Annotated in this window: 10 protein-coding genes; 5 read left to right on the top strand and 5 right to left on the bottom strand. The window is 45.2% G+C overall.

Annotation, left to right across the window (positions count from 1 at the left end; translation table 11 throughout):
• Positions 1–632 precede the first annotated feature (632 nt).
• On the top strand, positions 633–1,082 hold the full coding sequence (locus P5674_RS13305; RefSeq protein WP_043468498.1) for a hypothetical protein: 450 nt from the start codon (positions 633–635) through the stop codon (positions 1,080–1,082).
• A gap of 157 nt (positions 1,083–1,239) precedes the next feature.
• Here the strand turns inward: P5674_RS13305 and miaA are convergent, their stop codons facing one another.
• Positions 1,240–2,205: a tRNA (adenosine(37)-N6)-dimethylallyltransferase MiaA gene (gene miaA, locus P5674_RS13310; protein ID WP_152088451.1), complete on the bottom strand. Its 966-nt coding sequence runs from the start codon at positions 2,203–2,205 to the stop codon at positions 1,240–1,242.
• A gap of 121 nt (positions 2,206–2,326) precedes the next feature.
• Here miaA and gyrB point away from each other — a divergent pair, with 121 nt between their 5' ends.
• Positions 2,327–4,264: a DNA topoisomerase (ATP-hydrolyzing) subunit B gene (gyrB, locus tag P5674_RS13315; protein ID WP_006619391.1), complete on the top strand. Its 1,938-nt coding sequence runs from the start codon at positions 2,327–2,329 to the stop codon at positions 4,262–4,264.
• A gap of 108 nt (positions 4,265–4,372) precedes the next feature.
• Here the strand turns inward: gyrB and P5674_RS13320 are convergent, their stop codons facing one another.
• From P5674_RS13320 to tig, 4 genes are all read right to left on the bottom strand, one after another.
• Entirely contained in the window at positions 4,373–5,095 is a 723-nt protein-coding gene (locus tag P5674_RS13320; RefSeq protein WP_006619392.1) for a hypothetical protein, read from the bottom strand.
• 468 nt (positions 5,096–5,563) lie between these two features.
• Positions 5,564–6,901, bottom strand: coding sequence for an ATP-dependent protease ATP-binding subunit ClpX (clpX, locus tag P5674_RS13325; RefSeq protein ID WP_006619393.1), 1,338 nt, complete (start codon positions 6,899–6,901; stop codon positions 5,564–5,566).
• 12 nt (positions 6,902–6,913) lie between these two features.
• Positions 6,914–7,627 (bottom strand): ATP-dependent Clp endopeptidase proteolytic subunit ClpP, encoded by a 714-nt coding sequence (gene clpP, locus P5674_RS13330; protein ID WP_006619394.1) that lies wholly within the window; start codon positions 7,625–7,627, stop codon positions 6,914–6,916.
• Positions 7,628–7,819: 192 nt separating this feature from the next.
• On the bottom strand, positions 7,820–9,220 hold the full coding sequence (tig, locus tag P5674_RS13335; protein WP_006619395.1) for a trigger factor: 1,401 nt from the start codon (positions 9,218–9,220) through the stop codon (positions 7,820–7,822).
• Positions 9,221–9,576: 356 nt separating this feature from the next.
• Between tig and P5674_RS13340 the strand changes: the two genes are divergently transcribed.
• The 3 genes from P5674_RS13340 (at position 9,577) to P5674_RS13350 (ending at position 13,596) form a co-directional block, all read left to right on the top strand.
• Complete coding sequence (locus P5674_RS13340; RefSeq protein WP_035736971.1) at positions 9,577–10,593, top strand: aspartate-semialdehyde dehydrogenase; 1,017 nt, start codon at positions 9,577–9,579, stop codon at positions 10,591–10,593.
• Positions 10,594–10,662: 69 nt separating this feature from the next.
• Positions 10,663–11,556, top strand: coding sequence for a 4-hydroxy-tetrahydrodipicolinate synthase (gene dapA, locus P5674_RS13345; RefSeq protein WP_014276358.1), 894 nt, complete (start codon positions 10,663–10,665; stop codon positions 11,554–11,556).
• Between the two features lie 141 nt (positions 11,557–11,697).
• A complete protein-coding gene (locus P5674_RS13350; RefSeq protein WP_006619398.1) occupies positions 11,698–13,596 on the top strand; it encodes a ribonuclease J in 1,899 nt (632 codons plus the stop codon).
• Positions 13,597–13,822: the final 226 nt, after the last annotated feature.

Raw genomic sequence — 13,822 nt, forward strand, 5'->3', positions numbered from 1 at the left:
CCCTATTCCCGATACAGTTACACCATCGCAATAGTTTTAGGTTGACCTCAAGGGTCTACCACAAAAACCCTTCCTCCCTATTCCCGATACAGTTACACCATCGCAATAGTTTTAGGTTGACCTCAAGGGTCTACCACAAAAACCCTTCCTCCCTATTCCCGATACAGTTACACCATCGCAATAGTTTTAGGTTGACCTCAAGGGTCTACCACAAAAACCCTTCCTCCCTATTCCCGATACAGTTAGGCGATCGTAATAGTTTCAGGTTGACCTCCAGGGTCTACCACAAAAACGCTTAGTTGAATTTGCTAACCAGGAAGATGAAACCCCCACCCGTCAAGTTTTACTAGACTATAGTATTTTGGGTTTAGAAATAGAGGATATTGCAGATTATCTACAGGGTATATATCAAGCAGTTGCTCAACTTTAATGGCGATCGCGCGTAGCCATGGGAGGGGTTGACATAGTTATATTGTCCAGCCAGGTATCAGAAAAATCGCCGGTATAAATACCGGGAAAATCACCAGATTTCTACCTTATGATAGATACCAAATAGCCCATAATTTGTGATGATAAATGATAGATAAATTTATTTTTTGTCTACAATTGCAGTTAATTTAAGGAGTTTTTTGATGAAACGATTGTCTGATTTTATGAAGTCTCTGAGATTGGGTCATTTGGTGACGGTGTTAATGGCGGTGACTTTACTATTGGTGACAGCAGCTTGCGGCACCACGGAAACTGCTAGTTACGATAATTCAGAGGCGGGTAAGTCTCAGGAAAATGTAGCTGAAAATTTGAGTGATTTTCGTCAGGAACTTGAAGACCTGGGTGCGGAAGTACAGACTAAGGTGGAAGAGGCTACGGGTATAGTTAAGGAAGAAGGTGGAAATATGACTAAGAAAGCTAAACGACAGTTAGAAGATACTGCTGATGTAGTTAAGCAGGAAGGTGGAGATATGGCTAAGGAAGCTAAACGACAGTTAGAAGATACTGCTGATGTAGTTAAGGAAAAAGTAGGAGAGGCTAAGAAGTCTGCACAACGGACTATTGAGGATGTTTCTGATGCAGCGGATAGCTAATTGGTGAGTGGGTAATCTGTCTGCCCGACACTAAACTAACTAACTTGTGATAAAATAAGGGCGGGACATGATTCTCTCCTTGTTTTCCAAGTTACTCCTCATTTATCCTCCAGTTAGGGTCAGTGGGGAGATTTAATCTGTGTAGGTTAATGATGAGTTAAAAAACGATTAAAAAACGGTTAATGGTTTCCCAAACTTGGTCTACTAAGTTGTTACTATCAGCATCAAACCAGTGAATTTGAGGAATAGCCTTAAACCAGGTGTTTTGTCGTTTAGCAAATTGGCGAGTATGCAAAACTGTCAATTCTTTGGCGGCGGCGAGGGTAATATCGCCAGCTAGGTATTGACTAATCTCCTGATAGCCTAAAGTTTTCAATAGGGGTAAATCTTGACCGTAGCGATCGCCTAAACTTTGCACTTCCGCCACCAAGCCTGATTCTATCATAGCCTCAGTGCGATCGCAGATCCGCCGGGTGAGGGTGAGTGGGTCTTGACAGGTTAGACCTAACTGCAAAATCGGGTAATTAGGCGGGTTTTCCCCTTGTTGGGCTGAGATGGTTTGTCCGGTGACATAATAAACTTCTAAACCTCTGAGGGTGCGTACAGCATCATTGGGGTGAATTTTTTGGGCGGCGATAGGATCAACCTGCTGTAACATACTGTATGCGAAAGGTTGACCCAAAGCTGTGAGTTGCGATCGCAATTGGGGGTGTGGTGGAACTCTGGGAATTTTCAAACCAGCGGCGATCGCCTTAATATATAACCCTGTTCCTCCCACCAGAAGTAAAGGCTTACCCGGTCCCGCTAATATATCGGATTGGCTGATTAACTGATTAGCCCGATCCTGATAATCTGCTAAAGTTAGGGTTTCGGTCGGATCGCAGATATCAATCAGATAATGGGGGACTTGTTCCCTTTCTGCTAAAGTAGGTTTAGCAGTTCCGATGTCAAACTCCCGGTATACTTGGCGTGAGTCGGCGCTGATAATCACTGTTTCCAGGCGTTTAGCCAAGGTTAGGGCTAACCCGGATTTTCCGGTGGCTGTCGCACCACAAACCACAATCACCCCAGTTGGAGGAGTGAAAAGTTGATCATCATCGATTCTAGTATTTGTCCATCCCATATCAAAACTTCAATTTAGCCTACCCTAATCTCGTCTATAACCCTTTTGTGTTACAATTTTGGCTATATTTATCATTTTTGAGGCCCCAGGGCTTCAGCGCCATTATTGGAGCAGTTTTTAGATGACCAGCACGTACTCAGCAGACCAGATCCAAGTTCTTGAAGGTCTTGAAGCAGTCCGCAAACGTCCGGGGATGTATATTGGTTCTACCGGACCGCGCGGCCTTCACCACTTAGTTTATGAGGTTGTTGATAACTCCGTTGATGAGGCGTTAGCTGGCTATTGCACCCACATCGAAGTTGATATCAACCCAGATAACTCCGTCAGAGTAACTGACGATGGCCGAGGTATCCCCATTGACACCCACTCTAAAACTGGCAGATCAGCCCTAGAAACCGTAATGACTGTTCTCCATGCCGGAGGAAAGTTCGGCGGTGGTGGCTATAAGGTATCAGGCGGCTTACACGGGGTGGGTATCTCCGTTGTGAACGCTTTATCGGAATGGGTGGAAGTAACAGTATTACGAGACCACAAACGATACGTTCAACGTTATGAGCGAGGGGTTCCGGTGACAGAACTAGAGGAACACTCTAGCAAAGAAAGCCAAACGGGAACTTCTGTCTGTTTTAAACCCGATACCAAGATTTTCACCACGGGGATAGAGTTTGAATATGATACCATTGCCAGCCGTTTAAGGGAACTGGCTTATCTGAATGCGGGGGTACGCATTACTCTCACGGATAACAGGCTGGAGTTACTCAAACGGGAAGAGGCTAAGGTTGAGAGTTACTGTTACGAGGGGGGGATTAAGGAATATGTTACCTACATGAACCGGGAAAAGCAGGCTCTCCACGAGGATACTATTTATGTGTCTGGTGAACGCAATAATGTTCAGGTGGAAGTGGCTCTACAGTGGTGTGTTGATGCCTACAGCGATACGATTTTGGGTTTTGCTAACAATATCCGCACCGTTGATGGTGGTACCCATTTGGAAGGGCTGAAAACTGTGCTGACTCGCACCATGAATGCGATCGCTCGTAAGCGCAATAAAATAAAGGATAATGAGCCTAACCTGGGAGGGGAAAATGTCCGGGAAGGTTTGACTGGGGTGATTTCTGTTAAGGTTCCTGACCCGGAATTTGAGGGACAAACTAAAACCAAGCTGGGAAATACCGAAGTTCGCGGAATTGTCGATTCCCTGGTGGGAGAGGTTCTGACTGAGTTTCTCGATTTTAACCCTAATGTGGCTGATGCCATTTTAGAAAAAGCTATTCAGGCTTTTAAGGCGGCGGAAGCAGCACGGCGCGCGCGGGATTTGGTACGCCGCAAATCGGTGTTAGAATCTTCTCCGTTACCAGGAAAGTTGGCAGACTGTAGCAGCCGTGACCCGGAAGAGTCGGAAATCTTTTTGGTTGAGGGAGATAGTGCGGGTGGTAGCGCTAAACAAGGACGCGATCGCCGTACTCAAGCGATTTTACCCCTGCGTGGTAAGATTCTGAACATTGAGAAAACTGATGATGCGAAAATCTATAAAAATAATGAGATTCAATCACTAATTACGGCTTTGGGATTGGGTATTAAGGGCGAAGAGTTTGACTCGTCTCAGTTGCGCTATCACAAGGTCATCATTATGACTGATGCTGATGTTGATGGGGCTCATATTCGGACTTTGCTGTTAACCTTTTTCTATCGCTATCAGCGAGAGTTGGTTGCTCAGGGTTTTATTTATATCGCCTGTCCGCCTCTTTATAAGGTGGAACGGGGACGCAATCACTACTATTGCTATAATGAGCAACAATTGCAGCAACAATTGGCTGAGTTCCCCGATAATGCTAATTACACCATCCAACGGTTTAAGGGGTTGGGGGAAATGATGCCCAATCAACTCTGGGATACAACTATGAACCCGGAAACTCGCAGCATTAAACGGGTGGAAATTGAGGATGCGGCGGAGGCTGATCACATCTTTACTGTGTTAATGGGCGATCGGGTTGCGCCTCGTCGCCAGTTTATTGAGGATCATGCTCCTCGTTTGGATATCACTGATTTGGATATCTAATTTTGGCGCTACCTGAGAACTGATGTGCTGAGTTTTTAAATGGGTTTTTAAAGGCGATCGCATCAGTTCTTTCCAGTTAATCGGTGCGTTAACCGTTCTGCTATAATCCTATAAAGATAGGTTTTTCTTGCCTCCTGGTAACTGGGAACTCACCACATAAAAATCTTGGGGGTAAATCCAATGAGTATCCATGGGACCATGAATCTGAATCCCAGTCATCACCGCATAGTTAAACAGGGAATTATCCACCGAAGATAACAACTTCTCTACATCTTCTGAAATGATTTTACTGGCTAACTGCGTCATTTCTACTAGATTCGGTTTGTCGCCATATTTCAGCGCCGAAATGTTTTTTTGACGGATGATAGATTGCTCAATATCCTGCATATCAGTCATTAATTGCAGACAACCAGATTCTAACTCCTTAACAATTGCTTCTAAAGCACCACAAGCATGGGAAGCCTTATCTATTCCCGACCGATAAACTTTGCCGATTTCTCCATTTTTGGAAATAGCAATATGTGGCATTGCATAAAATGTAAATCGCCGAATATTATCAAAAAAGGTTTTACCCCAATATTTGATGACTTCATCCATTAAAATATCGGTGATTTCATCCCGAAAAATCGCGACCATACCAATGGTTTTTCCGGTTTCAAAGCCATAATTTTTCAGTTCAATATAGGTCTTTTTTATATAATCTTTCATCGGTAAACTGCCCGGAAAATGCTTCCTCATGGTTTCATGAAACACCGGATTTGTATTTGAGTCATACCCATCAACTGCCTGTAATATTTCGTCGCGTAAACTATCAAGGTAGTTAATATTCATCAGTGCTAAAAATTATAGGTTTGGGGAGTGCTAACTAAATTTTTGGGATTATGGCTGTCTGAGTCTATGCACAAACTGGGTTTTTTGTCAAGAGGGTAAACTGGGACGGACCCTAAATCACTGAAAACTCGTGCATCGCCAGTTTTAAAATCTCCTCAGAAAATAATCGAATCTGCCACGCAATGAGGGTTTTAGCCTCTATTTTTGGCAGTAGACACAACAACGCCTTGGGTGCTATTTCTCTGATGGTACTACAACCCCTATGATTTCGTCAACCTTTTGCAAGTAATTAGCAATAAAATTGTAATAATTCTTAACAATCTTTGGAATTTGAAAACTGTTGCGGGGGTAAAGATTAGCAAAACTTATCCCAAGCCGGAAATTAGGGTAGGAACACCCTGTAAGGAAGCCAATTAGAGTTAGGTTAAACAACTCATTTTTTGATCTTCCTTAAACCAGAGAGGGAGATTAAGCCGATTCGGGCTTAGGTAATGAGGAAGGATGAACGAGCAACTCAGCAGTCGATCGCTTCTCAACCATTGCCTGAGTAACCAGACATCGTTTGACATCTTTACGCGAAGGCAGTTCATACATAACATCTAGCATCAACTCTTCCACGATACCGCGCAAAGCACGAGCGCCAGTTTTACGGCGGAAGGCTTCTCTGGCGATCGCCTGAATAGCGTCAGGTTCAAACTCCAGATGCACATTATCCATACGCAGCAATTTTTGGTATTGTTTGACCAAAGCGCTGCGAGGTTCGGTGAGAATTGACATCAAAGTTTTCTCATCGAGAGGATCGAGAACCGCCACCATAGGAATACGACCGATCAACTCTGGAATTAAGCCAAACTTGACCAAATCATTAGGTTCGATACCCTTGAGAGCTTCTGTGTCTTTTTGTTCTGGGGTCACTTCTTCGCCGGAGCGGACAAAGCCCATGGACTTTTTACCGCTTCTTTGCTCAATAATTTTTTCCAGGCCCACAAAAGCGCCGCCACAAACAAATAGGATGTTGCTAGTATCAATCTGAATGCAATCTTGATAAGGATGCTTACGACCGCCTTGGGGAGGAACATTAGCAGTAGTTCCCTCCAGCATTTTCAATAAGGCTTGCTGGACACCTTCACCGGAGACATCTCTAGTAATGGAGGGATTTTCGCTCTTACGGGCAATTTTATCAATCTCATCGATGTAGACAATGCCGCGCTGTGCTTCTTCCACATCAAAATCAGCCACTTGTAGGAGTCGCAGGAGGATATTTTCTACATCTTCCCCAACATAGCCCGCCTCAGTGAGGGTGGTAGCGTCAGCGACCGCAAAGGGAACATCAAGCATTTTAGCCAGAGTTTCCGCCAATAGAGTTTTACCGCACCCAGTGGGACCAATTAGCAAAATATTGGATTTTTGCAGTTCGATCTGATCATCACCCTGTCTATGACCTGGGATAAAGCCTAGACGCTTGTAGTGGTTGTAAACAGCCACTGATAGCACTTTTTTGGCATCATCCTGACCAATGACATGATGATCTAGGTAGGCCTTAATTTCCCTAGGTTTAGGAATTTGATTTAAGGCGACTCGGCTGGGAGTGTTGCGACGTTTAGAGGTGGGGGCTGCTTGGGGGCGCTTGGCCTGGGGTGTAGGAGGAGCTGAATTGGTATCAAATAGCTCCTCGTCCAAAATTTCGTTACACAGTTCCACGCATTCATCGCAGATGTAGACTCCTGGCCCGGCAATTAACTTGCGAACCTGCTCCTGGGACTTGCCACAGAAGGAACACTTCAAATGGGAGTCGTACTTGGACATAATTGCCTCGTTTTATGTTGCGCTAACAGATTCTCCGGGAACCGGAAGATTCTGTTTTAGGATCACTTGATCTATTAGACCATATTCTTGAGCTTCGGCGGCGGACATAAAAAAGTCTCTTTCGGTATCAGCATTAATGCGCTCTATGGGTTGCCCTGTATGTTGGGCTAAGAGTGTATTAAGGGTGTGCTTGTGATAGAGAATTTCTTTGGCTTGAATTTCTATGTCTATTGCCTGTCCTTGAGCGCCGCCTAGGGGTTGGTGAATCATAATTCGAGAACTAGGTAAGGACATTCGCTTGCCAGCGGTACCGGAAGCGAGGAGAAATGCACCCATACTTGCCGCCAATCCATAACATATAGTCACCACATCGGGGCGAATTTGTTGCATGGTGTCGTAAATTCCCATACCTGCGGTGACTGAACCGCCAGGGGAGTTGATGTAAAGTTGGATATCTTTTTCGGGATCTTCTGATTCCAAAAACAACATTTGGGCGCTTACGGCATTGGCTACTTCATCGTCAATGGGTGTTCCCAGAAAAATAATGCGATCGCGTAGGAGACGGGAATAGAGGTCAAAAGCCCTTTCTCCCATTCCCGACTGTTCAACTACCATGGGAATGACACCCGCAGCGGATGAGTTAATAGTAACTGGTTGTGAACCACTAATTATATGGCTGTTACGGGTGCTGCCAATGGAATCGCGGGAATACTCAGAGATCATCATAAAGCGGATGGTAGTTTAATCTTATGGTTGTTTCTACAGTTAATTGGAAATTTTAGGGAAACGCCAGGGCAATTGTTGGGGGAGAAGAACAGATCAACCGACTTAAAATTAGTGCGATCGCCTTTCTTTCCCCCACTCCATGTTAGCGCTTTTTGGAAATTTTGACACCCGATCCCACTGGTGGTCAAATAGCTAGTCGGTAACGACTTCAGCTTCAGCGACGACCACTTCTTCTGAATCTTCTGAATCTTCTGGTTCTTCTTCCTCTGGGGTTAAAGTACCTTCAGGGACTAATTCAATGGTGGAATGTTCTTCAATCCACTGATAAGTCTTTTTGCTAATCAGGTCATCAGTAACCACCATGCGTAGGCGCTCTGGGTTCACCTCTTGGCCTTGAAGTTGCTCCATCATTTCTTCACACTTAGCCTGAATTTCCTCTTCGGTGACAGTGATCGATTGTTGTTTAGCAACTTCTTTGATAGCCAAAGTTTCCTTGAGTTGAGCGATCGCATCAGGGCGGAGATGTTCTCGCATCCGTGGTACAGTTTCACTGTTAAACAGTTGTTTAAGGTCAATGCCCATATTACTCAACTGCATAGCCTGCTGAGTCAAGAGGCGGTCTACTTCTTCCTTAACCAGGGTTTCCGGCAATTCCACTTCCATTTCTGCCACTAAAGCCTCAGCCAAAGCCTTGTGTTTATTAGAGGTAGTTTGTTCGGCCTTTTCTTCCTGAAAACGCTTTTCTAGGGACTCGCGTAGTTCCGCCAAAGTCTCAAACTCGCTCACTTCAGCCGCAAAATCATCATCCAACTCTGGCAACTCTTTTTCTTTGAGTTCGAGTAGAGTAATCGTAAAGGTTGCCGGACAGCCAGCTAATTCCGGTTTACCATAGTCAGCCGGAAACTCAATGTTTAGCTCTTTAGTTTCCCCAGGACTCATGCCTTCAATGCCTTCGGTAAAACCGGGGATAAACTGACCTTCGGTGAGTTCCACTTGGTAGTTATCACCTTGTCCCCCTTCAATTTCTTCGGGTTCCGTTGCTCCTTTGGGGGTAAAGTATCCCTTAAAGTCCACATAGGCGGTATCACCTTTTTGAGCGGGTCGTTTTTCTACGGGGACTAGGGTTGCCATTTTCACCCGTTCACGTTCGAGGATCTCATCAACTTGCTGCGGATCAAATTTGACCTCTTCAGCTTGGACCTGAAAATCCTGGTACTTGTTGAGTTTAACTTCTGGTTCCACATCTACAGCCGCTTTGATGGTGATGGGTTGGCCAGGTTCGTACTGTTCGATGAGTTCTTCAATATTGCCAACTACTTCAAAACTGCCAATGGCCGGGATTTTTTCTTCTTCAACGATTTTGGGGAAATATTCCTGCATCAAATCATCGAGAGCCGCTGCTTTAATCCTAGAGGCTCCTAGTCGCTGGACTAGGATATGGCGGGGGACTTTGCCTTTTCGGAACCCAGGAATATTGGCAGAACGAGCATATTGGTTAATTACCTTCTCATAGGCATTTTTGGAGATTTCTGGAGAAATTTCGATATCCAGTCCAATCTGGCTGGCGGGAAGTTTTTCCTGGGTGACTTTCATGATGTACCTTGTTTAAGCGCGGACTAAGGAAAGGGAGCTATCTAAACTGCTGTCTGGGTTGTAGGCCCAGACTATTTGGTTCCAGATGCTGACAGTTCGTGGTATGGTAGTGTCATTGTTTCTGTACCACAATTTTAACTCTGGAGAACTATAATTGATAGACTAGCCAATATTTGATGCTATCAGTAGATGGCTCGAAATGGGTAGCGATCGCCATTGACTGTCACATCAACTGTCACAGTTACCGATATAATAGCCTTTAGTATAGATACAAGACTGATTAGCCTTATATATTATTAAAATTTCTGATTGATTCTCAGATTATCGATTGTCTAAAGTTCCGGGAGGAAGTGAATTTGTCAAAATCCTATAGAGTTGCTATTTTGGGTGCGACCGGGGCCGTGGGAACCGAGTTGCTGGAATTGCTGGAAAGTCGCGATTTTCCTCTGTCGGAGTTGAAGCTATTGGCTTCTCCCCGTTCGGCCGGAAATAGTCTCCGTTTTCGAGGAGAGCAACTCACAGTAGAAGCCGTTGGCGATCGCAGTTTTGATGGGGTAGATTTGGTATTAGCTTCCGCCGGAGGCTCTACTTCTAAGCAATGGGCTCACCAAGCCGTAGCAGCAGGGGCGGTGGTAGTGGACAACTCCAGTGCCTTCCGCATGGACCCCCAAGTTCCCCTGGTGGTGCCAGAAGTGAACCCAGAAGCAGTAGTTAATCATCAGGGGATTATTGCTAATCCTAACTGCACCACTATTTTGATGAATGTGGCGGTTTGGCCACTGTATCAGGTACAACCCCTGCGGCGTATAGTAGTATCTACTTATCAATCCGCTAGTGGTGCGGGAGCCAGGGCTATGGAGGAGGTGAAAACCCAAGCCAGGGCGATTTTGCAGGGAAAAACTCCCCAGGCAGAAATATTCCCCTACCCCTTGGCTTTTAATCTGTTTCCCCACAACTCGCCTATCAATGATTTAGGCTATTGTGAGGAAGAGATGAAAATGATTAATGAGACGCGGAAAATTTTTGGTGATGAAAAGTTGAGAGTTTCCGCGACTTGTGTACGGGTTCCGGTACTGCGTGCCCACTCGGAGGCGATTAACTTAGAGTTTGAGCAGCCTTTTGATGTGGCTAAGGCGCGGGATGTCCTGAGTCAAGCCCCAGGGGTCAAGTTGGTGGAAGACTGGCAGGCTAATTATTTCCCCATGCCTATTGATGCAACGGGCTGCGATCCGGTTTTGGTGGGTCGTATCCGCCAGGATCTTTCTCATCCCTGTGGGTTGGAATTATGGCTATGCGGCGATCAAGTTCGCAAGGGAGCGGCTTTAAATGCTGTCCAAATTGCTGAATTATTGGTAAGTAAAGACCTTCTGTAAGTCCCCCGTGTTGGGGGGAATGAATGATAACAAGACGGCTAACTATACGGCACAATTGACACAAAAGAAATGGTAAGTTTTGGCAGAGTAATGACGGCAATGGTAACGCCGTTTTGGGAAGATGGTAGCATTAACTATCCAGAAGCAGAGCGACTGGCGGCTCACTTGGCGGATAATGGCAGTGATACTCTGGTGGTGTGTGGCACTACTGGAGAGTCTCCGACTCTGACTTGGGATGAGGAGCATGAGTTGTTTAAGGTGGTTCAGCAGGCTGTGGCGGGTAAGGCTAAGGTGATTGCTGGTACGGGGTCAAATTCTACCCAAGAGGCGATCGCCGCCACTCAGAAAGCCGCTAAACTGGGGGTGGATGGTTCTTTGCAGGTGGTTCCCTATTACAACAAGCCTCCCCAAGAGGGATTGTATCAACACTTTTTGGCGATCGCCTCAGCTTGTGCAGATTTGCCGATTGTGTTATATAATATTCCTGGGCGTACAGGACAAAATCTCCAACCGGAAACCGTTGCACGTTTGGCATCGGTTCCTAATATTGTCGCCATCAAAGAAGCTAGTGGCAGCCTAGACCAAGCTAGTCAAATCAGGCAGTTGACACCTAAAGAGTTTCAGATATATTCTGGGGATGATTCCCTGACTTTACCACTGTTAGCAGTGGGTGGAACTGGGGTGGTGAGTGTAGCGAGTCACCTGGTAGGGAAGCAAATTCAAGATATGATCCAGATGTTTGAAGCGGGTCGGGTGCAGGAAGCAACGGAAATTCATATCAAACTCTTCAGTTTGTTTAAAACGTTGTTTATCACTACTAATCCTATTCCGATTAAAGCGGCTCTGAAATTGTTGGGCTGGAATGTGGGTCTGAGTCGGTCTCCCATGTGTGAACCTTCCCCAGAAGTGATTGAAAAGGTCAAGGGAGTTTTGGGCGAATTGGGTTTGATTGAAACTCGGTAAATTCAATAAAAATCCGGGTTTCAGACAATTGAATAGTTGTGATTATTCCTAGGTTTTGATGACTGCTTAATTCAAACTTATAGATAGCTGTTTAAACCGGGAAAAATCAACCATGGCAAACTAAGTTAATGAGGTTTTATTATGTCAAGTAACGGCAAATCTTACACCAGAACTAGACCTTCTGCTAGGTCAGTGAAAATCACCAAAAAGTTGGATAATGTACCCAAAAACAGGGAACAAACCCCGGAAGATAACTCTCCGAAATTGAAAATAATTCCCCTGGGTGGACTCCACGAAATTGGCAAAAATACCTGTGTATTTGAATATGAAGATGAAATCATCATCCTAGATGCTGGTTTAGCCTTCCCCACCGATGGAATGCACGGCGTAAATATAGTTTTACCAGATGTTACCTACCTGCGGGAAAATCGGGATAAAATTAAGGGTATGATTGTCACCCACGGTCACGAAGACCATATTGGTGGCATTGCTTTTCACCTGAAACAGTTTGATATTCCGGTGATTTATGGTCCGAGATTAGCCATGGCTCTGCTTCATGGTAAATTAGAAGAGGCGGGGGTGAGCGATCGCACCGAATTAAGAACGGTCAGACCTCGCGATATAGTGCGGATTGGCAAAAACTTCCTGGTGGAATATATCCGCAATACTCACTCAATCGCTGATAGTTTTACCGTAGCAATTAATACCCCCGTGGGAGTAGTTATCCATAGTGGTGACTTTAAGGTGGATCATACCCCGGTGGATGGCGAATTTTTCGATTTTCAGCGGTTGGCTGAGTATGGGGAAAAAGGGGTTCACTGTCTGCTGAGTGATTCGACTAACGCTGAAGTTCCTGGCTTTACTCCCTCGGAGGCTTCCGTTTATCCGAATCTGGAAAGAATTATTGCGACTGCTTCGGGACGGGTGTTGGTCACTACTTTCGCTTCATCGGTTCACCGGGTCAATATTATTCTGAGTATTGCTCAAAAATTGGGGCGTTCTGTGGCTGTGGTAGGGCGATCGATGTTAAATGTGATTGCTCATTCTCGGAATTTGGGTTATATAAAATGTCCTGATAATCTGTTTATTCCCCTCAATGCGATTCGCAGTTTACCTGATGAAAAGGTGTTGATTTTAACTACAGGTTCCCAGGGTGAACCCTTGGCGGCGATGACCCGAATTGCTAATGGCGCTCACCGACAAATTAGCATTAAACAAGGGGATACAATTGTCTTTTCTGCTAACCCGATTCCCGGAAATACCATTGCGGTTGTCAATACTATTGATAAACTGATGATGCAGGGTGCTAATGTGATTTATGGCCGCCATCATGGTATTCATGTTTCCGGTCATGGTTGTCAGGAAGACCATAAATTGATGTTGGCGTTGACTCGTCCTAAGTTTTTTGTTCCTGTACATGGTGAACATCGGATGTTAGTACAACACAGCAAAACTGCTAAAAGTATGGGTATTCCACCAGAAAATATGGTGATTATCAATAACGGTGATGTGGTGGAGTTGACCGAAAATTCCATTCGCGTTGGTGGTAAAGTTCCTTCTGGTATTGAGCCGGTCGATTCCTCTCGCACTGGGTTTGTGCGTGATGATGTCCTGAAAGAACGCCAGCAGTTGGCTGAGGATGGTTTAATTACTGTAGCGGTGGCTGTTAGTGATGAGGGTAAACTTTTGGCGACTCCTGAAACTCACCTGAAAGGGGTGGTGATGACTGCTGATCAGGCTGCGTTTAAACAACATATTGTTAAGGTGATTGAGGCTACTTTAAGCGATCGCTGGTCAGAGTTGAGTCGGTCCTTTGGTAATGGCGAAGGTAATCAAATTGATTGGGTGGGGGTACGCACCGAGATTGAAAGAGCGATCGCTCGTTTGTTGCGGCGTGAATTACAAAGCAATCCTCTGTTAGTGGTGTTGATGCAAACTCCCGAAGAAAGTCCTGATTCTAGTGCTTCTTCTTCTTCGGAAACTCCCCAGCCAACTACCGGACGGAGAAGACCTCGCACAGCAGCTCGTGTCGCTTCCTAATTGACTGTAAAGGTCGCCATGAGTGAGCGGGTTTAGCAGCTTCAGTTTAACACTGGTCGCTGCTATCCCGCTCCGGCTTTGCTTAACCGTCAGACTCTCAAGTGTGTTAGTTTTTTTGCTGGCTGAAAAATACGGCAGCCAGAATAATTAACCCTAGTAATGCGAGGGGAACTAACAGAGATAAAATAGGCGTATTAGTTGACATGATTTTATCGGAATTGTGATT

It is taken from the genome of Limnospira sp. PMC 289.06, assembly GCF_032350395.1.
Lineage (GTDB): Bacteria > Cyanobacteriota > Cyanobacteriia > Cyanobacteriales > Microcoleaceae > Limnospira > Limnospira platensis.